Below are 20841 nucleotides of genomic sequence, written 5' to 3' on the forward strand. Positions count from 1 at the left end.
CTTCGACGTCGGCGAGGTTTGTACGCTGGGGTGATGGAGGCGGAACTGGCTCGCGAGCTGGAGCGGGTGGGGGCGGTCGCACTGCGGGCGACGGCGTGCGGTCTGGCCTGGGTGGTCGGGCTGGTGGTCCTGCTGGTCCCGTACAGCAGCGGCAGCGACATCTTGTCGTTCGGCGCGTTTGTGGTGATCGCGGCGTCGGTGTGCTTCACGCCGGGGGCGGTGCTGTGGTGGATGCGCTATGAGTCGGTCCGGCGCACCGGCTGGCGAGCCGTGACGGTCCAGGCGGTGATCGTGAGGGAACCGGCAGGGTGCCTCGCAGCCGCCCTCGCCGCGGTCCCCGGGCCATCGGTGGATCCCGAGCGGAAGCTCGACTACGTCGTCCGGTACCGCGACGGCGATGGTGCTCGGCTGCGGGGCGGAGCCAGCTTGTGGCACCGCCCTCCGCTGTCGGCGTTCGATCGCGCGCAGCCTGGGTGGGTCGGCGGCACGGGCCGCTCGTGCGTCGTCCTGTTCGCCGGCGGGGGCTGGGGCCCCCGCCGTCCGCGTGCTGTGCCCGCGACGTTCCTCGCCGACCTTCCCGCACGCCCGCAGTAGCCGGCCGGGGCCACCGAGATCAGGGATGGGCGGAGTTCCGGTCCGCGGGCGGCGGGGGATGGGTCACGCCGCCGTCGTCGGAGCGAGGAGGCGTAGGCCGGTGTGCGGAGTCTGATCAGCGTCGGCAGGTGTGGATCGAACTGAAGCCGCCACCGTGTGGTCGTTACCGACCCACGGTGACGCCGACATCGCCGGGTAGGCGGGACGCATTGCTGCGCCCCGCCCCCTCAGAACCGTGCGTGCATCTCGTCGATGCACACGGCTCAAGCAAGCCCCTTAGGGCGATTCAGTTCAGCGGGCCTTCCGGTCTCCGCCGCCGGATGTGTCGTGCGGGGAGACTTGTCGCGCAGCAGGCCACGTAGCCCGAGTTCGCGCATGAGTCGCTCGACCGCGACGCCTTGGCGGTTCAGCACCGACACCGGCGTCGACGTGTTCTTCGCCGCTCCGCGTAGTCCCTGGCAACGCGGCACGAACGAGAACACGAACAAACTGCTGCGGCAGTACCTGCCCAAGGGGACAAACCTGGCCACATTCAGCCAGCACGACCTCGACACCATCGCCGCGAAACTCAACAACCGGCCCCGCAAGTGCCTAGGATTCCGCACACCGGCCGAGAGTGTTGCCTTGACCGGTTGAATCTAAGGCTCTGGACCATGAGACCCCCAGGCATTGGGCATGACTTGCCTGCTCTTGCCGACTATTTCGCCTCGTGGCGAGGTAGGCTTAAGTACAGGGATACGAAGACGCAGGCGCTGGTTGGCTACGATCAAGTACGCGGGACGCTGATCATCGAGAACTCGTATATAATCCATGGCTACCAATACAGCTACGATACGTTCCTTAACAGTGGGAGATATGTCAAACTGTGATGACCAGGATTTTTGTCGCCTCATCGGCCGACAGGTATGTAGTCCGAACTGCTGGGCCGCAGCGTTCGGTGCTTGAGTCAGCACTGCTCTTCATGCGTGACCGAAGGGAGCTTGATCACGCTCTGAAAACTCGGGTTGGTTGCAGTCGCGCCAAACTTTCCGAACTTTACGAGCAGATCAAAAGCGGCGAAGAATCGTCGCTCTCGATCGACGATTTGCACACAATTCACTCGGTGCTGCTTTCCGTGTGTAGTCTCTTCGCCTCGGAAGAGGACTTCTATATCAAGATTGGATTCTTCAGGGAGAATGTTTTGGCTTTGGCGAACGCATTGGCTAAGGCTGTCGGAGAAACAGAACCGTGACGGAGATGGCGTGACGATCACCGTTCCGAGTAATCGCGTGTCACGTGTGCTTAACACGCGACTACTCGGCGGCGGTACACATCGTGTGGAACACCCGCTTATACGTTAGCGCACCTTGGAACTCAAGAGCTTGCGATATCGCGGCCGCTCACTAGCTCGAGCGTGCCTCTCGGTAGTTCGCTCCGCGGCATGAGCGGAGGTTGACTTCCTGAAAATGGGTCCGGTGTCGCCAGGCGAGGGCTATCAGTGCTGCCGCTGCGGGCAGTCCGCATCCAGTATCAGTACCGTCATGTCCAGGAGTCTTTGGTAGTACTCGCGACCGTAGGCGTCCAACTCGGGGATAACCCGAACGAGTCGCTGTTCGCATTCGGCGAGGACGTTCCATCTCCCGTCATCCAGAAGACCTTGTCGCTTCAGCCAGACGGAGACACAACCGGCTGGGTCCGCATCAAGCATCACCATGTCGAAGCCGGCCACGTCGGCACCTCGCCACCGGCTCGGGAACGGCGCCTCGTTGTGAGCGTCGAAAAGCATCGTGACAGCTGTCAGCCGATCCGTGAGATCCAACGGCTTCCCCTCTAGGTCAACGAAGCAATGGTACGGGCGCATGCTCATCGGCACGAGCGCGCATCCCTCGTGGCGGTCCACGGGTGCTCGACTCGCGGCAGATGAGGACGTTTGTCTATGGTCGAAATCAGAGGGTGCCGACTGTGACGACTGCTTCCGCCGGATCAACCGCGACGCGAATCACCCCCTACAGCCTGTCGCAGTTATCGGGCCCGGCTCACCTTTGACCTCCGGTACAGCCTCGTCGCGCCAGCGGCGACTGGTCGGCAACGAAGAAGTCCGCTACAGACGTTGAAAGGCCAGAATCTGGCCGTGGCGGCTTGGCCTCGGGGGTGAGTCCGGTTTGGTGAGGAACCCGTTGATGAGATCGAGCCGGTACTGGATTGGTTGAGTCGGTTGCGCATGATTGCGGCGAGGTGGCGGTATGACCGGGGACGCGACCGGAGCGTGGCAGGTATCAGGAAGCCGGTGGCAGGGCTCGCAGGTCCCGGGCGGTCGGCGGTAGGCCGGCCACCGCCCAGCCTCGTCATCGTGTACGTGTCGTGCTGATGCTTTCGCTCAGTCCGGCAACGAGCGGCTAAGTACTTGCTTGGTCCTGCTGCGAAGGGCTTCGAGCTCGGTAGAACTGCCTCTTACCTCGATGCTGAGCTCGACGGCGGCCAGCAGGTACTCAAGGGCGATCACATCCTCGTCGAACGGAGCGTCATCCTCGAACCGATCGAGCAGAACCTCGAAGTCGGCCAGTACCGCCTCGACGTGCCGGGCGGCTCGGCCAGGATCGCCGTTGCGCTGTATGCAGCGGGCCGACTCGATCATCACTCGCCCAACGAAGGCGTGACATTGGCCCAGCAGCCGGGTGACGATGCGTCCTACCAGTCCCAGGCCTTGCTCCTCGAGCTCCGGGTCGGGCTGAGCGGCGAACTTCGCGGTGACCTGACGGGCAGCCGCGGCGAGCGCGACACCGTCGACCCACTCCTGGGAACCTTCCGGGGCACAAGGCTGCGGCCCCAATCGGTCGATGCACGCTTCAGCGGCGACCGATAGTGACGTCGCTGCTTCGAGGAGAAGGTAGAAGCGCGTCCGATCCGGCTCCTCCGACGCGACCGCCAATCGCGCCACCTCAAGCGCTACGGCGACGTCTTCGGTGCCATGGGTGGGCTCGCCACGCCTCGCTCGCTCCAGGAGAGCCTCCGCGGCCGCCCGCTCCTCGAGCGATGGCTCGAGCGCATCTTCCTCGACGGGTAGTCCGAGCGTGAGCCGGTATGACGTCCACGCCAACGGGTCCTTGACGGGATCCGGCTCGTTCGCTTGGTTGCCGGACGCGGCACGAACGACTCCGCCCCCGACACGGTCCATCGCAAGCCGCGCATCGTCGAACGACAGCGCGAACCGCTCGGTCAAGACAGCGAGGACATCGCGACGGCTTGTCCCCTCCTCGTCCGCCGCTCGCAGATACAAGACAAGTGCGCGTGCCGATGTTCCACGAGCAAGGCGCGCGGTCATGTCGTCCGTCCACTGCATGATCCAAGGATGCCACCTCGAAGGACAACCGAGCCACATCTCCGTGCTTAGGGCTTCCAACTGATGCCGGTCCACCTCAACGTTGATCCCCCGCAGAGGTTCAGGGCACTCGCTGCGCCATCGGGCGTTGATCACGGTGCCGTGCACGTTCAAGGAGTACTAGCCCGGACCGGGGTGCCACACGTTCCCCTCTGGCTGCTGTTTCATAGGTTCCCGCCACAACGCAGAAATGCCGGTAGCCGAAACCTACTGATCAACAACGCCGGAAACACCGATCGCGGGACAGACCCCCAGCCGGGGTGAATCGAGCCCTAAGCGCCGCGTACAGGTAGGCCGGCAACCGAGCCAAGTTCGTGTGCCACGCCGCCGACACCAGTGGCGGCAGCGAGCAACCAGCACACCGTCGCGAAAAGCACATCACGCCGAGACTGCGCCTCCCCGCGGTCGAGCCCAAATGATGGCGGTTTGTTCACCCGGCCTCCCCGATGCCGATCCGTGAGGTCGCGCTACTTCCTGACGAGGTGGCACCCAGTGGTCAACGCGACCACGGTGTTCTTCCCTGACCCGACCGACAGCTGCGCACCGAGCTGGTCAGTGAGAGTGAGCTCGGCGTCGCCGGCCTGGTTCGTGTCCAAAGCCACCGTGGTGAAACCGGACCCGCTAGCGACCTCGCGCACCACCTCCTTCACCTCACCCCAACGAGCTAGGAGAGAAGTCGGCGACGACCAGCGCGACAGGAACTTCTTACTCGCCTCCTGCTCGGTCACATCCGGGAATTGCGGAGCACACCCCGCGAACTCAGCCGAATTGGGCTCCTCAACCCACTGCGCGACACCAAACTCACTAGTGAGCCGGTCCCGGATTGCCGCGCGGAGCTTCTCATAGCCCGCGACCGCGTCATCCAGAGTCGGCCGAGTCGCCAGTTGCGCCTGCTGCTGTTGCTTCGACATCGAGGGTCCCGTGGGTTGAGGATCAAGGTATTCGTGGCCGCCGCTGCACCCGGCCAGCAGCAAGACGCCGGTCAACACCGCGGCGATCGGCCATACTCGTGACAACACGTGAACAACTTTCCTAGTGGGCCGGGACCGTCAACTGCGGCTTGCCAGCCACGATCGCCGCGATGTTGTGCTTACTCGTGCTGTCCACACCCTCCGGCGTGGTTCTGGTGTACTCGCTGTGCCCGTGCGACCCGGCAAGCGGCGCACCGTCCGGCCCCGTGGCCGCGTCCGCCGACAGCTGGACCATGCCGTCCATCGCATACGGGGCACGCCCATACCGCCAGGTCTCCGGCACCCACTGCGCGACCGGATCACCATCCGCGGTGATGTTGTAAGCGTGCCCATCGGGCACTTTCAAGTCGTGCGCGGTGTTGTCGACCCCGAAATGATCCGCTACACCAGGACTACCGAACACCACCGCGTCATCAACCCCCGTACCACCGTGAGTGAGACTGACCCCGGTCACGATCGAACCCTGCGAATGCCCCAACGCGGTCAAATGCGGATCGCTCGTGCGGGCTGCGTTGATGCCCTGATCGAATTTCGCGAGCTTATCCCCGCCGATCCCGGCGTTCTCGCCCGTAGCCAACCCCAACAAGGAACTGGGATCATCGCCGGTGCTCGGCTCGTAGCCGATCCACGTAACCGTCGCGACGTTCGACATATCGCCAGCACGACGCAACATGTCCTCCGCACTACGGCGAACACCTTGCATGTCGTTGACGTAACCGTTCATATTCCCGTCAACCGTAGAGTTCATCCCGGGAGTGAACACCGCCACATGCTGAGCGGTATCCACGTCGCCGTTCGCGATCGCGGCCTTCGGGTGGTCGCCAGTCATGTCCAGCGACATCAGCTGCCGATTCGGATTCACGGTGCCATCCGGGTTGTGCATCATGCCGGTGATCGAGTCCAGCGCCTTCAACCGCTGCTCCAACCGGGCGATCTCGTCCGAATCGCCGTCTACGCGTCGGAGCCGATCCAGCTCGGCAGCGAAAGAACGTTTCTCCTGCTCCAGCAAGTTCAGGTTGGCCTTGCTACGGTCAGCCGCCTTGACTCCATCCCGGTTGCCCACCCAATCGGGATGCTCAGCGATCAGCCGCTGACGCTGCTTGTCCGACAACGCGGCCCACCAAGCCGCGTTCATCGACGGATCCGCGCCCACCGGCGGTGGCGCTAGAACCGAGGCTGTCGCCAGCGCGGCCCCCGCGTTGCCGGCCGCGGCGAGGCTGGTGTTCTCGTTGTCGTTCCCGCCAGTGTCGATGAGGTGACCGGCTTGGATCTTGTCCAGCACCGAGCACAAGTCATCATCGATGTCGGCAGCTTGCCGCAGAACCTCTTGCACCCGGTCTTTCAGTTCCTCGGCAAGACGGGCACGTTCCTCCGCCACCAGCTGCCGCTGATCGGCCGGCACATCCGGCACGCCGCCATCGACGATCGCCCCGTCGGCCGCGATCGTGAAGTGGTTGCCCGCCGCGATCGCCTCAGCTTCTCTTACGCCGTTCTGCACGCCGGTGATCGCGTCGCCAGTATCTCCGGCCGCTCGGCGCAGGGCCGCGATATCCGCCGCGAACTCCTCGAGACCGTCGATGATCTGGTTCACTTCGCCGGCAGCGGTGCTGGCCGCCTCGCCGTGCCACCCGTACGGGGTGTTGACGTCGCGTAGGTCATCCGAGCACGCCACTAGTTTGTTGTAGGCGGAATTGATCGCTCCCACTGCGTCCTGCAACACCGCATGGTTCCACCGCGACACCTCAGACCAGCCGACCATCAGTTCGCCTTCACCGGACCCCGCGCACCGGCAGTGATGTCCGTCTCCGCGGCCGACTCCTGCGCCGCATAGTGATCAGCCGCCTTGGCCATGTTGCCCGCGTGCGTGTCCAGCCGGGACTCGAAACCCAGCTGCCGATACACCAAGACGTGCTTGACCTCCGCCATCCTCAACGCCGCTCGAGACCCCGGCATCCCCAGATCACCCGCCGGTACCGCCTGGGCGCACCCGGCCCCGCGCAGCCCCTCAGCAACCTTGCCCGCCGCCTCGCCGGTACTGCGGATCTTCTCGATCGCAACCTGATAACCCGAGCTCACAACGCCTCCCCACCGCTGGTAACCACCCAGTCACCCTACGGCAGAAAGACATGCTCACTCAACCCGTCAAACCAGCCTTGAACAGGAGAAACAGGGATTCACGCGGATCTACCCACACCCAGTTGAGTAGATCTACTCAACTCTCACCAGCCGCTGCCGGACCGTCGCGATCCCGCAAGGGCAGCTGCGCACGAGCGCGCACGGCCGCCTCCTCGAGCTGCTTAACCAACTCGCCGGTGCTCGCCGGCGCGCGCTCCCGTCAGCGATCGCCCGCCGCAGAGTTGCAACGGCCTGCTCTAAGAGCCTGTCTGTGATCCCGTTTTGGGATATGGGTCGGGCCTCTGCTAGTGATCTAGACACCACATCATGATCACGACCAGCAGAGGCCCGATCTCCTTTGTACCGTGTTGTCGATCAGCCCACGTCAGCGGGCTGCCGCACCCGTCGTTACCCCTCGGACACCACTGACGCCGAGTGGGCGCTGCTGGAACCGTTGCTGCCGCGCCCGGCATGTGAGGGCCCGGCGGGTGGCCGCCCGGAGAAACATCACCGCCGCGCGATCGTCGACGCGTTGCGCTATGTCACCGACAACGGCATCAAATGGCGTGCCCTGCCGTCGGATTTCCCGCCATGGCAAACGGTGCACGGGTTCTTCACCCGCTGGTCCAAGACCGGGATATTCGAGCGGGTCCGGGACCGGCTACGCGAGAAAATCCGGTCCCGCGCGGGACGCAATCCGGCCCCGTCTGCGGCGGTGATCGACTCCCAGTCGGTCAAAGCCGCCGAAACCGTCGGCCGTCCGTCCCGTGGCTACGACGGCGGGAAGAAAATCGACGGCCGCAAACGCCACATCGCCACCGACACCCAAGGACTCTTGCTGGTCGTGCTGGTCACCGCCGCCAACCTGCAAGACCGTGCCGCCGCACGCAAGCTGCTGCCGGCACTGCACGCCGTCCAACGCGGTGTGACCTGGGTCTGGGCCGACGGCGGTTACACAAGTAAAGCGCTGGTCGACTGGGCCAAAGACACCCTGCGGATCACCTTCGACGTCGTGAAGAAGATCGCCGGACAGGTCACCTTCGTCATCCTGCCGCGGCGCTGGGTCGTCGAACGCACTTTCTCCTGGATCACCCAAGCACGACGCAACGTCCGCGACTACGAACGCCTGCCTGAGCACTCCGCCACGTTCATCAACATCTCGATGATCACTATGATGACCAGGCGCCTGACCCGCCGGAAAAAGCGGGCCAGGACCACCTGACCAGGTTCAAAGACAGGCTCTAAGAACCCGTCCTTGATGCCGGTTGCGGGTATGGGTCGGGCCTCTGCTAGTGATCTTGACACCACATCACGATCATTCCCAGCAGAGGCCCGGTCTCCCTTTGTACTCGATCACCGATCGGCCCACGCCAGCGGGCTGTCGTTCTCGTCGCTACCCCACCGACACCACCGACGCCGAGTGGGTGCTGCTGGAGCCGTTGCTGCCGAAACCGGCATGTGAGACCGCGGCGGGCGGGCGGCCGGAGAAACATCACCGCCGCGCGATCATCGACGCGTTGCGGTATGTCACCGACAACGGCATCAAATGGCGCGCCCTGCCCTCGGACTTCCCACCCTGGAAAACGGTGCACGGATTCTTCACCCCGCTGGTCGAAGGCCGGGGTGTTCGAGAAGATCCGTGACCGGCTACGGGAGAAAATCCGGCTGCGCGCGAACAGGAACCCGGCACCCTCGGCGGCGGTGATCGACTCCCAGTCGGTCAAGGCCGCCGAAACCGTCGGCAAACCCTCCCGTGGCTATGACGGCGGAAAGAAGATCGACGGCCGCAAACGCCACATCGCCACCGACACCCAAGGATTACTGCTGCTCGTGCTGGTCACCGCCGCCAACCTGCAAGACCGATCCGCCGCCCGCAAGCTGCTGCCCGCGCTACACGCCGTGCAACGCGGAGTCACCTGGGTCTGGGCCGACGGCGGCTACACCAGCAAAGACCTTTGTCAACTGGGCCGTCATCCTGCCTCCTCGAGGATCGGGAACCCATCACGGTACGGCGACCGACCGACACACCCGGCGTCCGACACGCCCGGGAGTTCCGGGCGTTTCCGCTGGACAGAGCCCATGCGTCACTTGAAGTCGCAGTTGTCCCACGAGCCTCAGCGGTAGCACCATGATCGGTGATGATCGAGTGACCCGCCCAGGACCGTCCTTGTCGACTCGGCACCGAGTGGTGTGATCATCGCTGGATCAAATTCGTGCTGAAGGTGGATGATGTTGATGTTCGCCATCCGGGGCCGGAGGTGAGACGTCATGGTGAGCAAATCAGCAGGAGTCTTCAAACGTTGCGGGTGCCGCGACGAAGGCGGTAAGCGGCTGTATTCACGCTGTTCCCGGCTGGGGGAGCGTGGTCACGGGAGCTGGTATTTCCGTATTGAACTTCCTGGGTGCAACGGCAGACGCCGGCAGCTGCGGCGAGGCGGGTTTGCCTCGCGGGCGGCGGCGGTGCAGGCGCGGAATTATCTGATCAACCCGGCGACCCCGGAACCCGCCGCTACGGCGATCACTGTCGGGCAGTGGCTCCAACTGTGGGTGGACACTCGGGTTGGGCTGGAGAAATCCACTTTGCGCAGCTATCGCCAGCACGTCCGAGCCTATCTGATCCCTTACTTGGGCCGGATCAAACTGGGCAAGCTCAAGCAGCCCAAAGTGCAGGCCATGTTCACCTCGATCATCCGCACCAGCGGTGTCGCTGGTTCCCCGCTGAGTGCGGGAACCCTGCAGCGGATCCACGCCACGCTACGCGCGGCACTCAACGCAGCGGTACGGCTCGAGTTGATCGACCGTAATCCCGCTCGGTATGTCGAGCTGCCGGCGGGGCGGCGTCCACACGCGGTGGTGTGGACGCCGCCGCGTGTCGCGCAGTGGCAGGTGCTCGGTGAACGCCCGCCGGTGGCGGTGTGGACGGTCGAGCAGACTGCCGCGTTCCTGGCCGGTGTCCTCGAGCACCGGTTGTACCCGCTGTTTCATCTGTGCGCGGTCCTCGGTCTGCGTCGCGGTGAGGTCGTGGGGTTGCGGTGGAGCGACATCGACCTCGACGCCGGCTTCTTGACCGTGTCGCATCAAGCACGGCAGGTCGGCGGTCGGGTTGAGCTTGGCAAGCCGAAGAGCGAGGCGAGCAACCGTGTCATCGCCCTCGATCACACCACGATGAATGTGCTGCGCCGTTATCGGGCCACCTGCCGCAATCCGGTCGTCGGGCAGCCGGTCGGGTTCCTCTTCCCGAACACGAATGACGAGCCGATCCGTCCGGACTCGGTCACCCATCTGTTCCGGCGGCTCAATACCGAGTCCGGGCTCCCGCCGGTGCGGCTGCACGACCTGCGCCACGGCGCTGCCAGTTTGTCCCTCGCCGCTGGCAACGACCTCAAGACGGTGCAGGCGTTGCTCGGCCACGCCAGCATCGTGCTTACGGCCGACACCTACCTGAGCGTCCTGCCCGGCCTCGCTCGCCAATCCGCCGAAGCAACAGCTCGGCTCATCCTCGACGCTGCACGAACGACGGGAACACGTCTGCGACCACGCAGACGACGCAAGTCTGGGAACCGGCAGCCGCGAACAGCTGGCAGGCACCACGCGCCCACCGCTCGTCAGGCCGCATAGCGACAACGACTCGACCACGAATCATCACGGCAAATCGGAAAGACAGATCGAAAAGGCGATTCGCGCGTGGCTTCGTCCTGCGCCATGACACCGGAAGAAAGCTCGCGACATGGCCGGGCACTCCGGGCGCCCCCACGGAGCCCACCCAAGATCATCGCGCTCCGAGCAGGATCCGCCAACAAAAACATCCCCGCTGGGCGGCGGGGATATCGATCGAGTGGGTCGTGTGGGACTCGAACCCACAACCTACGGATTAAAAGTTGCCTAGTGTCGTCTAATGCCGATTGTGCAGCTAGAAATGAGAGGTGTTCGTTTTCGAGTACCGTTGAGTGTCGCCCGGTGTCGGGCAATGTTTTGGCACGGGAGCACCCTGGGAGCGCTGTGCGGTGCGTGTCGCCGCTGGTCGCAGCGCTTGCGAGGGTCCGTCGCGGGGAGCCTAATGTGTCCACGGTTTTCGACCGCGCCGCGGCGTTCCTCGTGATCATGTGTGGTGGCTATTCGAAGCGCGTCCGGGCTGTTTCGCTCTTCGTGTTGCTCCGGGCTCTACCTTCGTCGGATGCCCTGCTGTGGGACCACCGGGTCGCCAGTCGTGGGACCATCGGCAGCAGTGCAAAGTGGAAAAGGTTCTTGCGCGGGCGGTTGGTGAACGCTGCGTTCCCGAACGATCGGTAAGCGGCATAGACAGATGTCCTTGAGCCACGAGTTGCCGTCTGCTGTTGGAGTTCACCGGAATAGCGGATTGGCCAACAAAACCACTCGGTTGAGCACCGGGTCGTACCCGAGGACCGGGTGTGCCCGATTTCCGCCTTCCGGCGTCATGAGAACTGGCTTCTTCAGCTCCCGCCCGATTTCAGCGAGGAACCCGCAGAGGATGTCGACGCCGGCCTGCCCCTGCAACTCCCTCAGATCGATGTCGAAGTCGATCTCCTCGGCCACCACGAGACGGAAGATCACGAGCACCCCTGGAACCGGCCAGACCCTCAGTTCCGCCAGCTCAGCGTCGGCTGAGCGAACGAGCGCTTCGGTGGCCAAAGGCATTGGCGACATCACACCGCCCAGCCGGAACTCCCATTGCCAACCACGCGCCTTGACCATGTCGAACACTGTCTGCCAGTCATCTGCAGAAGCATCCGGTACGAACACGTCGGGAAGGGCCCCCACCAGACCAGGGTCGAAGAAGTCCTTGACCTCATCCCACTGAAGATCCGACATGCGGTCATAGTGCCCGCTCGTCGAGGAAGTCGCAGCCGAATTGAGTCAGCCGCGGTGGTCGGGTTTGACCAGACCTCCACCCCGCCGCGGGCTGAGCGGATGTCGTGGGGACATCGGCATTGCCGGACGTTCATGAACACAGTGACGCGGCTCGATCTAAGTGGCCGGTATCGACGTCTTTGAGCGGGTCTCAATGACCTGGCGTTTGTTTGGTGAGGAGCTGAGATCCACACCGGTATCCCGCGGCACAAGGATACGAACGCGCGCTGCTAGCGGCCGGATCTCGGTTGGTAATCAGGTGCTTAACCGCCCTGAGCGGTGCTTACCTCTGCGGCCGGTTCCTGGGACCCTTGTCAAGGCTTGTCTGTTCGCCGAACCACAGGGAGGGGCGATGGTGGCGAGGCGGGGCTCGCGGCATCACTTGATCGTGGTGGCAGATGTGGAGGGGTTCGGGGATCCGCGGCGGACGGGGCCGCATCAGCGGGCCGTGCGTGACGGCCTGTACACGGTGATGGCTGCGGCATTCGGCGCGGCTGGCCTGGAGTGGGAGGACTGCTACCGGGAAGATCGTGGGGACGCAGTATTCGCCCTCCTACCGGCCGAGATGGACAAGGCCGTGTTCGTGGAGGCGGTGCTGCCAGCGTTGGTGGCACGCCTACGGGTGTACAACGACACCCACCCCGAGGCTCAGCAGATCCGGTTGCGAATAGCCCTGCACGCCGGGGAGGTCAGCTACGACGAGCATGGCGTCACCTCCAGTTCGCTGATCCTGGCTTTCCGGCTATGCGACGCCCCGCCACTAAAAGCGGCTCTGGCCGGGTCACCGGGTGTGTTAGCGGTGATCACGTCGAACTGGTTGTTCGACGACGTCATCCGCCACACTCCCGCAGCCGCACCCGGTACCTGGCGCCCGGTCTCGATTGAGGTGAAGGAAGCTGACACGACCGGCTGGATCACCCTGCCCGACCATCCCTTCCCTCCCAACCCTGCGGCGGCGGTGGTCGGAGGTGGCGCGCCGAGCATCGGGCGACCGCGCACGAGAGTGGGCGGGTTGGTGCCACGGCAGTTGCCGGGCTCTGTGCGAGACTTCACAGGTCGCGCTGAGCACCTGGCCGCACTCGACGCGTTGATCCCACCAGGCCCCCGCGAGCCCAGCCTTGATGGACAGGCTGCCCGCTCGGTGGTGATCACCGCAGTCGATGGAGCTGGCGGGATTGGCAAAACTACCCTCGCCCTACACTGGGCCCACCGTGCCCAGCACCGCTTCCCTGACGGCACGCTGCACGCGAATCTGCGCGGCTATGGCCCCGGCACTCCCGCCACCCCGGGCGAGGTGCTCGGCGGGTTCCTGCGCGCGCTGGGCGTGGCACCCCGCGCGATCCCTGTCGAGGTGGGTGCGCAGGCGGCTTTGCTGCGCTCGCAACTTGCGGGCAAACGACTGCTGATGGTGCTAGACAACGCCAGCAGCGCTGAACAGATCCGGCCTTTGCTGCCCGGCGCCGCCGACTGCATGGTGGTGGTGACCAGCCGCGACAGCCTTACCGGTCTGGTCGTCACCGACGCCGCCCACCGCCTCACACTCGACCTGCTTACGCCGCTCGAGGCGCTCGATCTGGTAACTGGTGTCCTGGGTGCGCAGCGTGTCGCCGCCGAACCCGACGCCGTCGACGAGCTGATCCGGCTGTGTGCGCGGTTGCCGCTGGCGCTACGGATCGCGGCCAGCCGCGTCGCGGCGCATCCACATCTGGCTGTCGTCGATGTCGTCACCGAACTCGCCGACGACTGGACCCGCCTCGACGTTCTCAGCGAGACTGGAGACGAGCGGGCTGCAGTCCGTGCCGTGTTCGACTGGTCCTATCAGAGTCTTCCAGCAGCACAAGCACAGCTGTTCCGGCGCCTCGGCCTACATCCCGGGCCGGACCTGTCGCTGCCCGCTGCCGCAGCCCTCGCCCAGTTGTCCCCCGCTGACACCCGCCGGCAGCTCGCCGCTTTGGCAAGTGCGCACCTGGTTGAACTCACTGCGGGAAGCCGCTACCGATTCCACGACCTGCTGCGTGCCTACGCCGCCGAGCAAGCCCGCCGCCACGACACCTCCGACGACCGCGACCGCGCTCTCGACTCCGTGCTGACGTGGTACACCCATACCGCCCGTACCGCCGACCGCCAGCTCTTCCGCGTATTCCGCCAGGTACCGGCTGTCGTGGTCGAACCGGACTACCCGCACCCCATCACTGGAATCGATGAAGCGTGGGCCTGGGTCGTCACCGAACGCACGAACTTGCTGGCCGCGCTCCAGTACGCCGCTGACCATCAGCTCGAGCATCACATCATCCCCCTTGCCCACGCTTGTCGATTCCTTGGCTCTGCAGGCAGTCCGAAGGAGGAGATCGCTGTCGCAGAAATGGGGATTGCCGCAGCTGACCGGGCGGGTAACCACACTCAGCAAGCGTTTTTCCTTCTCCTCTACGGAGAAACAGCTATTGGGATGGGTTGGTGGGAACAGGCTCAGACCTACCTCGACCGCGCAGTAAGGCTGACCCAACAACTCGACGATCCAGAGCTCCAGGCATCTCTTCTCAACTCCCGTGGCTTGCTGTTCTTGGCCAAAGGCCAAGCTGAGGAGGCAGTCCGGTGTCTGGGCCCGGTACTACCGCTGAGCCGGGGAATCGGTGCCAGACGCATGGAGGCAGTGGTGGACGGAAACCTTTGTGAAGCCCATACCCGCATTGGAAACTACCAACTCGCACTCGAACACGGCGAGCGCAGCCTGAGCTTGCGGCGCCAAGTTGGCGACCTCCGCGGGGAAGCAGCGGCATTGACACAATTGGCGCGAGCCTGGCTCGGATTGCACGATCCCGACAGGGCCATCGCGCTGTGCCGGGACGCGATCGCCCTCGGGCGCAGTACCCCGCTTAACCGCGACCACACTGTCGCGGAGCCGTTGGACGTCCTCGCGACCTGCTTGCACCAGCTCGGCCAAACCTGCGACGCCATCTCGTGCTGGCAAGAAGCAGCCGACGTCTACGACGACACCGGCCTCCCCCACAAAGCTGCAGAGGTCCGCCAACGTCTCAACGATGCCCAGATCACGCCCTGACCCGCTATACCGAATCTGCCAGTGAAGGTAGAACGCAACGTAAGGGAGGCGGAAGGCCGGCAGCGACACAGATACCGGTCATTTCTGGCCGTCTCGATACCCATCTAGTCGAACACTCAACTTGCCGAGGGCGAGGGACCACCATGTCGCTAGCCGTGGACCAACCGACACCAGCGCAGGTTCCAGAGCAGTTCTCCGCAGAAGTCGGTGCCATGGCGGGCGCGCCAGCGTCCGTCGATCAGTCCATGGGTATTTTTGTCAGCTACACCAGACGCGACGATTCCACACTGGTTCTCCAGTTGAGGTCAGCCCTCGAGCTTGCCGGCTACCGGGTATTGGGTGATTGGCTGCTCAGCACCGGCGATGACTGGGAATCGGGACTCGATGCGATGATGCACGAGGCTGACGGCGTGGTCGTCGTGGTTGGCTCGTCGGCGCTCGACTCGAACTCCGTGATGAGGGAAACGACCACGCTACTCGGCCGCGGATTGGCCGAGAGGATTCCGATCGTCCCGCTGCTTCACGGCGGAATGTTGCTAGGCGAGATCCGCTCCAGTGGAACTCGCGGCCCTGGCTAGCATTCAGGCATCCACCGCGGCCAGCAGTGACGTCAGGATCGACGATACAGTCGCCGCACTCGGATCGCCACTTCGCCGGCGATTCCGACCAGTCGACCAGCATCGCTCCTGTCAGGGAAGCCTGCAAGAGGCGTCCCCGACTGTTGCCCGAGCCAGGTGCTGGCCTGTCGAGCCATCTCTGCTCAATCACCCAAACTCCACGGTACATAGAAACTTCACACCGAAGTGAGCGATCGGTCGTCTTTCCTCCAAAGAAGCATCTCAAGCAAGCTACTTGGTCGACACGATCACCAGCGCACCAGAATTTACGCGATCCTGCCAGGTATCCAATAGAAACTCAGTGACGGTGACCGTGCTATTGAGAGCGAGGCGCGCATGGCGGGCAAGCGCCGGGCTCGGCAGTGACCTTCCATGCCCGAGACCAAGCTCGTTGCGCAGTTCACAAATGCTCTGAACGGTTGTACTCAGTGTCCGAAGGATCTTCTGCGACGTTTGACTACCCTTCGCGCTCTCCGGCACCGACTCAGCATTGAGGCGCAGCAACTCCGCAACCCGGCGATACAGGGCTGGCAAATCTTCGCTGCGCGGATAATTTTGCCCACTTCGTTCAAGGATTATCTTGCAAAGGCTCTCAACTAGCTCTTTTGCAGATCCAATAGCCGCTGCTGGATCACGGCTAACACTACCGCTGATCCGCGCCAAATGCTCGTGCAGGACTGTCGAATCCGTCAGGAGCGGGCGATTGTCAAGGCCGAGCAAGAGACGCTCACCATGAAACGTGCCTCGCAACCGTCCTTCGTGCACCGGAAGCCCACTGATAGCGCCAGCAACAACCAGTTCGTACCCGTCTGGCCGCAACGCATCATTGAACTGGCGAAGTAAGTCTTGAACTTCACCGGTGTCCGATCGAACCATCGGGTGAAGCATCTCTGCCAAAAATCGAAGTAGAACATCGTCAGGTCCGCGCTCAAGCTCAAAGCGTTCGTCACGGAAAACCCAATCTTCTTCCCAGTCTTCGTTGTTGAAACGATGCTGGACAATGTCCCGTCTAGCGGTTTGATACCGACTATCGAAGCTGGGAAGCGCGTCGAGATCATACAAGCGACTCAGAAATTCAACCTCATCCAGCCGCCCAGCCCACGCGAAGTCCCCAAGTCGAAGCTCGTCTAGAATTCTTCGACGGGTGACTTCAGTGATACGTGAAGACGCGTGAGAATTGTCGGGCCGAGTACTCACTACCAACTTCCTCCCCGCAACCGTCGCCACGGTGCTCAGCCTACAAGTCGCGCCGCCGATGTCACACTACGTTTTCGAAGTCCGGGAGGTGCAGCGGCTTTCGGTCCACGCCTGCCGCGTACGTCTTGGCCTTGAGCCACTTCGCCAGGTCGCCTTCACGCTCCAAGATGAACACGACCTCGCGCAACTCAGCCAGGACAACAGTCCTCTGACTGAGCGCAGTCTTGCACTGTTCGATAGCCGTATCAGCAAAGCCGTTGGCCGAGATGATCAATCCATGCACGCCAGCTCGGCCATATACTCGGACGAGGTGCTGGGAAACACCGTCCACCCCGAGCGGCTTGTTCCACCACTTGGCTTCGACCATGTATGGCTGGTTGCCGAGCTCGATCAACCCGTCGATCTGCTCACCGACCTGTCCACTGTCGATGACCAGTGTGAAACTCTCGCGAACGCCGAGCCCGTCTAGTTGAAAAATCTTGTTCAGGAGCGCCTCAAACCTGGTTCCGCGTTGCTGCGGGTTGGCCATGCCAAACAGTGAAACGAGTTCGCGGTAGAGCGTCTGTCGCTCCTCGCGCCTCCGCTGCGCCGCCTCGGCCGCTTCGCGTTGCGGACGCAGCCGGTCCTCGCGCTCACGGTCGCGCTCCTGCTGCATCCGCGTGAAGGAATCCTTCACGTTCACCATCTGGCGCACCTTGGCAACCAGCCCTTCGGCCTGGCCCGACTTGTCCGGCCAGCAGGTAGAGAAGTCCTCCCACTCGACGACGCGCTTCACGATCTCCCGGCGTACACGCAGCCCGGTGTCACCTAGCTGGTTGACCCGCTCAATAACGGTTCTGGCGATTTCGTACTTGCTGATCGAGTCGCGGTCCGCATCGACCCTGTGCTGAAGATCGGCCAGCAGTGCATCTGCAATACCTCTACCACGGAAGAACCCCAGGACATCCTGCTTCGATCGGTGCAACACGGGGATGGTGTCGATCAAGAGGCTCACGAGGTCTGGTGGATAGTGGTAAGGATCGTTGACCATGATCATCTCCAACAAGGAAGCCGACCGGTCATTCTCGCACAGCCACCCAGGCGAGCTGACGACCGTCGGACCCCACGAGAGCGGGTTGAGGGGCGACTTCCAGCTGCCTGGCGATCCGCTCCAGCGACTTCAGGGTCAGCTTCCACTCGCCTCGCTCCAACCCGCCCATGTACGTGCGATGCACGCTGGCTACATCTGCGAATCGCTCCTGCCTGAGCCCGCGCTCAAGTCGATAGGCCCGCTGCTTGCGACCTACCATCCGTTGCGGATCACCCTCCATCGGTTACAGAGTGTTGCGATCCGCTGGCAATCGGCGCCGCGCGGACGTCCGCAGGTCAGGTCGCCGACTTGGACATCGACTGGCCTGCCTCTAGTGTCGACTTAGACGGGAAACCTGGCGACGCACGGTCGAAAGTTCCGTGTCTCACGCGTGGGCGTGGCAGGATTTCTCTCAAAGATCTACAGGGGACACGAGAACGGCCGAGCCCGGCCAGACCAGCAGGAAACGCCTCACTTCGTCGCACCGTCAACTTGTTCGAACAGAGCTCGCCCAATCGCGCGCCGCATGGCCATTGCAGCAACTGCAGTTGGCAGGCTCGGAGCTGTGTCGGGCGGCGTGTGAGCCAGGTGCTATGGCTATGGAATAGCTCGATTTTGCCATTTTTGGACTATTTTGAGTCCGTAATTTGCTGCATCGATCAGCGCCTGATTATGTCCGCGGGTTTCGACCGCGGCTGCACCACGGCTTTACTCGTGATCATATTTTGCTCCTACTCGACGTGCGACCGGGATATTCGCTCTCCGCATCGCTCCGGGCTTCACCTGTGTCAGATTCCCCCTGCGGGACCATCGACAGCAGTGCAAGCATGGATAGGCCTCATCGCGCAGGGGGACGGCTTTTCGAAAGAGTGGTCAATATTTCTCCGGCGCTACGATCGAGTGATCGGATAGCTTCGCAGACTCGAGTGGCGGATCGACGATCTCTGGTTCCACCAGGATTCTGCGCGGTGGATCGCCATGTATCGCATTGGCTAGCAGCTCAACGACTTTCTCGGCCCAGGCGCCCGCAGGCTGTCTGAGCGTCATCCACCTTGACTCAGCGGTACGACGTGCTGGAAGGTCGTCGCAACCGGCTAGTAGTAACTCGGTCGGATCGCGAGGATCCGAAAGACGCAAACTGATGCGGCGGCCAGCGCGCGGTGCCGCGGCGCTTACAAGCATTGCGAAGGCATCGCTGTCACATACGACCGCATCGGGTTGTCGTTTCCTCAGCCAGGCTGCAATCCGCTCTATCTCGGCGAGATCGTCTGTCGCCTGATAGGGCCTGTCGAGACGGGGTACACCCTCGGGCCGAATCCCAAGTGCCTGTGCGACTGCGCTTCTGCGGCGGCCAGGGACCATAGTTCCGTCTTCGGCGAATCCGTAGTGCGCAACCTTGTGTCGGCTGCAGCCAGCAGCACACAGTCGTCCGACCATCGCCTTGAAACCCTGCGCGTCATTGATGTCAGTGTTAAAGCGGCGCTCAGCGTGTTCCGGCGTCCCCAGAACCACGTAGGGGATACGGTCTTCATCCATCCACGATAGCCGTTCGTCGCCCACACGCGGGTCATCAACGACAAACGCGTTTACGCGTTGTCGCGAAAAGACCTCCTGATAGGCACGCGGCGCAATCGTTCGGCCGAATCGGAAGAGCCAATCCTCGTGGTTCTCGTGCTCATATCCTGGAATGGCCGGGTCGACCACGAAGGGGGCAACACGCCCGCCCTGACGCTGGATTGCCAAGGTGCACGCGTAGAAGGTTGCAATGAAGATCGGGTTCGGAGACGTCCAAGAGCGGGGCACCTCGTAGCCGATCGTCTTCCCGGCAAGAGTCCCCCGTCGATGTGTCGCCGGTCGCCACCCGTAGTCGGCCACGACGTCAGCGATCTGGCGCCGAGTCTTAGCACCTAGCTTGCTAGGCCGGCTGAAGAAATTCTTGACCATGTTCGTAGTCGTGTGGGCTTGCTCCGCGATCGCCGTGTAGTGCTCGTCGGTTTTCGGTCGTCCTCGCCCACTCCCCGGGACCTTCGGATCGTCGTTCGGCTCAAACCCAGCCACTGTACCTCCTCACAAGAAACGGTAGGTCAAGGTTTCCCATGCCGAACCGTTTGACGTGCCCGGAACCTGATCATCACACTCGCCAACGCCGGAGCAGTCAAGGAAAGGGTCAAGGAAAACCGGCCCAGAATGAATCCACGGAAAGGCTCCCTTAGGGGCCGAGGCGAGATGAGGTCATGAGATGGGCAAGAAGATGTGGGTTGCAGCGGTCACAGGGCTGGGTATGGGCGGGGTCGCACTAGTGATCGTTAGCGTCACAGGCGCGTTCGGTGGCGACGCAAACAGCGGCAGCCAGACTTGCAACGTCACCGGCAGCAACAACGTGACCTGCGGTCAGCAAGTTGGCCCGATCCAACCGTCAACTCCTTCCGTCTCCACGGAACCGTCAACCCCGCAGATGACGCCGCAAGCCGCCACGGCGCCTACCGATTTTTTGGCAACGTACTGCGCCCAATGGGGCCGCAAGCCTGTGCTCCGGACATCCACCACCGACGGCTGGCGATGCGCAAAGCCTGGAGCCGACGACCAGTCCGTCAGCATGGATGACATCTGCCACCTGATCAGAAACTCCCAATCCCGCGCCCTTGCCGCTGACGCCGACGATCCTCGCTCGTGGACTTGCAGCTGATCAACCGCTGAGCACCTAGTAGAGCCGCGGTGCGGACACCAGGTCCGCGCCGCGTTTTCATGTCCACCGCTCCCGTCGCTACAGTCCTGCCGCCGAGGCCGATTTCGTGAGGTATCCCTCGGACGCGTCGGCATCCACCGCTTGTCGTCTGCCGCGAGAATAGAACTGCGTAGTGACTTTTTGCCAGGAGGGTGAGACCACCTCGATCAGGGTGTTGCCCCTGATGGGGACCACCATCTGGTTGTGTCCGTGTGCCGTCCGGCTTCACGACTGAATATCTTTCTCAATAGAAAGTTCAATTCCAGCT

General features: G+C 63.2%; 19 protein-coding genes and 1 pseudogene. 10 read left to right on the forward strand and 10 right to left on the reverse strand.

Annotated elements, in window-relative coordinates; translation table 11 throughout:
* Window positions 1-33: 33 nt before the first annotated feature.
* The 3 genes and pseudogenes from ACFV15_RS16790 to ACFV15_RS16800 all read left to right on the forward strand — a co-directional run bounded on the left by ACFV15_RS16790 (window position 34) and on the right by ACFV15_RS16800 (window position 1825).
* Window positions 34-594: a hypothetical protein gene (locus tag ACFV15_RS16790; RefSeq protein WP_378351356.1), complete on the forward strand. Its 561-nt coding sequence runs from the start codon at window positions 34-36 to the stop codon at window positions 592-594.
* A gap of 405 nt (window positions 595-999) precedes the next feature.
* A pseudogene (locus tag ACFV15_RS16795) lies at window positions 1000-1230 on the forward strand (IS30 family transposase); the annotation flags it as partial.
* Between the two features lie 229 nt (window positions 1231-1459).
* Window positions 1460-1825: a hypothetical protein gene (locus ACFV15_RS16800; protein WP_378351357.1), complete on the forward strand. Its 366-nt coding sequence runs from the start codon at window positions 1460-1462 to the stop codon at window positions 1823-1825.
* Between the two features lie 243 nt (window positions 1826-2068).
* On the opposite strand, the gene ACFV15_RS16805 is transcribed toward ACFV15_RS16800, so the two are convergent.
* From ACFV15_RS16805 to ACFV15_RS16825, 5 genes are all read right to left on the reverse strand, one after another.
* Window positions 2069-2302, reverse strand: a complete 234-nt coding sequence (locus ACFV15_RS16805) for a hypothetical protein (RefSeq protein WP_378351358.1) — start codon at window positions 2300-2302, stop codon at window positions 2069-2071.
* Window positions 2303-2950: 648 nt separating this feature from the next.
* Complete coding sequence (locus ACFV15_RS16810; protein ID WP_378351359.1) at window positions 2951-3913, reverse strand: hypothetical protein; 963 nt, start codon at window positions 3911-3913, stop codon at window positions 2951-2953.
* A gap of 506 nt (window positions 3914-4419) precedes the next feature.
* Entirely contained in the window at window positions 4420-4971 is a 552-nt protein-coding gene (locus ACFV15_RS16815) for an LppA family lipoprotein (RefSeq protein WP_378351360.1), read from the reverse strand.
* A gap of 13 nt (window positions 4972-4984) precedes the next feature.
* Window positions 4985-6682 carry an alpha/beta hydrolase gene (locus tag ACFV15_RS16820; RefSeq protein ID WP_378351361.1) on the reverse strand — a complete coding sequence of 566 codons (1698 nt, stop codon included), beginning with the start codon at window positions 6680-6682 and terminating at the stop codon, window positions 4985-4987.
* Window positions 6682-6999: a hypothetical protein gene (locus ACFV15_RS16825; protein ID WP_378351362.1), complete on the reverse strand. Its 318-nt coding sequence runs from the start codon at window positions 6997-6999 to the stop codon at window positions 6682-6684. Before ACFV15_RS16825 ends, ACFV15_RS16820 begins: the two co-directional genes overlap by 1 nt.
* Before the next feature lie 397 nt (window positions 7000-7396).
* Between ACFV15_RS16825 and ACFV15_RS16830 the strand changes: the two genes are divergently transcribed.
* The 4 genes from ACFV15_RS16830 (at window position 7397) to ACFV15_RS16845 (ending at window position 10656) form a co-directional block, all read left to right on the forward strand.
* Window positions 7397-8260, forward strand: coding sequence for an IS5 family transposase (locus ACFV15_RS16830; protein ID WP_378351363.1), 864 nt, complete (start codon window positions 7397-7399; stop codon window positions 8258-8260).
* A 121-nt stretch (window positions 8261-8381) separates the two neighbouring features.
* Window positions 8382-8681 (forward strand): transposase, encoded by a 300-nt coding sequence (locus ACFV15_RS16835; RefSeq protein WP_378351364.1) that lies wholly within the window; start codon window positions 8382-8384, stop codon window positions 8679-8681.
* On the forward strand, window positions 8662-9162 hold the full coding sequence (locus ACFV15_RS16840) for a transposase (RefSeq protein ID WP_378351365.1): 501 nt from the start codon (window positions 8662-8664) through the stop codon (window positions 9160-9162). The genes ACFV15_RS16835 and ACFV15_RS16840 overlap by 20 nt, the downstream gene beginning before the upstream one ends.
* 144 nt (window positions 9163-9306) lie before the next feature.
* Window positions 9307-10656 (forward strand): tyrosine-type recombinase/integrase, encoded by a 1350-nt coding sequence (locus ACFV15_RS16845; RefSeq protein ID WP_378351366.1) that lies wholly within the window; start codon window positions 9307-9309, stop codon window positions 10654-10656.
* Window positions 10657-11379: 723 nt separating this feature from the next.
* On the opposite strand, the gene ACFV15_RS16850 is transcribed toward ACFV15_RS16845, so the two are convergent.
* Window positions 11380-11868, reverse strand: a complete 489-nt coding sequence (locus ACFV15_RS16850; protein WP_378351367.1) for a hypothetical protein — start codon at window positions 11866-11868, stop codon at window positions 11380-11382.
* 391 nt (window positions 11869-12259) lie between these two features.
* On the opposite strand from ACFV15_RS16850, the gene ACFV15_RS16855 reads away from it, so the two are divergent.
* Both ACFV15_RS16855 and ACFV15_RS16860 read left to right on the forward strand, forming a co-directional pair.
* Entirely contained in the window at window positions 12260-14965 is a 2706-nt protein-coding gene (locus tag ACFV15_RS16855) for an ATP-binding protein (protein ID WP_378351368.1), read from the forward strand.
* A gap of 155 nt (window positions 14966-15120) precedes the next feature.
* Window positions 15121-15543 carry a toll/interleukin-1 receptor domain-containing protein gene (locus ACFV15_RS16860; RefSeq protein ID WP_378351369.1) on the forward strand — a complete coding sequence of 141 codons (423 nt, stop codon included), beginning with the start codon at window positions 15121-15123 and terminating at the stop codon, window positions 15541-15543.
* 270 nt (window positions 15544-15813) lie between these two features.
* On the opposite strand, the gene ACFV15_RS16865 is transcribed toward ACFV15_RS16860, so the two are convergent.
* The 4 genes from ACFV15_RS16865 to ACFV15_RS16880 all read right to left on the reverse strand — a co-directional run bounded on the left by ACFV15_RS16865 (window position 15814) and on the right by ACFV15_RS16880 (window position 19906).
* The gene (locus tag ACFV15_RS16865) at window positions 15814-16809 is read right to left on the reverse strand and encodes an abortive infection family protein (RefSeq protein ID WP_378351370.1); all 996 of its coding nucleotides are present in this window, start codon (window positions 16807-16809) and stop codon (window positions 15814-15816) included.
* Between the two features lie 31 nt (window positions 16810-16840).
* Complete coding sequence (locus ACFV15_RS16870; protein WP_378351371.1) at window positions 16841-17815, reverse strand: restriction endonuclease; 975 nt, start codon at window positions 17813-17815, stop codon at window positions 16841-16843.
* A 22-nt stretch (window positions 17816-17837) separates the two neighbouring features.
* Window positions 17838-18089 carry a helix-turn-helix domain-containing protein gene (locus ACFV15_RS16875; protein WP_378351372.1) on the reverse strand — a complete coding sequence of 84 codons (252 nt, stop codon included), beginning with the start codon at window positions 18087-18089 and terminating at the stop codon, window positions 17838-17840.
* Between the two features lie 632 nt (window positions 18090-18721).
* Window positions 18722-19906 (reverse strand): substrate-binding domain-containing protein, encoded by a 1185-nt coding sequence (locus ACFV15_RS16880; RefSeq protein ID WP_378351373.1) that lies wholly within the window; start codon window positions 19904-19906, stop codon window positions 18722-18724.
* A gap of 181 nt (window positions 19907-20087) precedes the next feature.
* On the opposite strand from ACFV15_RS16880, the gene ACFV15_RS16885 reads away from it, so the two are divergent.
* The gene (locus tag ACFV15_RS16885; protein ID WP_378351374.1) at window positions 20088-20534 is read left to right on the forward strand and encodes a hypothetical protein; all 447 of its coding nucleotides are present in this window, start codon (window positions 20088-20090) and stop codon (window positions 20532-20534) included.
* The last annotated feature ends 307 nt before the right edge of the window (window positions 20535-20841 follow it).

It is taken from the genome of Amycolatopsis sp. NPDC059657 (assembly GCF_042734395.1).
Taxonomy (GTDB): Bacteria; Actinomycetota; Actinomycetes; order Mycobacteriales; family Pseudonocardiaceae; genus Amycolatopsis.

What these genes read in the sequence shown, in the direction of transcription:
- ACFV15_RS16790 (WP_378351356.1), top strand. Translation starts at nt 34, where the DNA reads ATGGAGGCGGAACTGGCTCGCGAGCTGGAGCGGGTGGGGGCGGTCGCA.
- ACFV15_RS16810 (WP_378351359.1), bottom strand. Translation starts at nt 3,913, where the DNA reads ATGCAGTGGACGGACGACATGACCGCGCGCCTTGCTCGTGGAACATCG.
- ACFV15_RS16820 (WP_378351361.1), bottom strand. Translation starts at nt 6,682, where the DNA reads ATGGTCGGCTGGTCTGAGGTGTCGCGGTGGAACCATGCGGTGTTGCAG.
- ACFV15_RS16845 (WP_378351366.1), top strand. Translation starts at nt 9,307, where the DNA reads ATGGTGAGCAAATCAGCAGGAGTCTTCAAACGTTGCGGGTGCCGCGAC.
- ACFV15_RS16850 (WP_378351367.1), bottom strand. Translation starts at nt 11,868, where the DNA reads ATGTCGGATCTTCAGTGGGATGAGGTCAAGGACTTCTTCGACCCTGGT.
- ACFV15_RS16855 (WP_378351368.1), top strand. Translation starts at nt 12,260, where the DNA reads ATGGTGGCGAGGCGGGGCTCGCGGCATCACTTGATCGTGGTGGCAGAT.
- ACFV15_RS16870 (WP_378351371.1), bottom strand. Translation starts at nt 17,815, where the DNA reads ATGATCATGGTCAACGATCCTTACCACTATCCACCAGACCTCGTGAGC.
- ACFV15_RS16875 (WP_378351372.1), bottom strand. Translation starts at nt 18,089, where the DNA reads ATGGAGGGTGATCCGCAACGGATGGTAGGTCGCAAGCAGCGGGCCTAT.
- ACFV15_RS16885 (WP_378351374.1), top strand. Translation starts at nt 20,088, where the DNA reads ATGGGCAAGAAGATGTGGGTTGCAGCGGTCACAGGGCTGGGTATGGGC.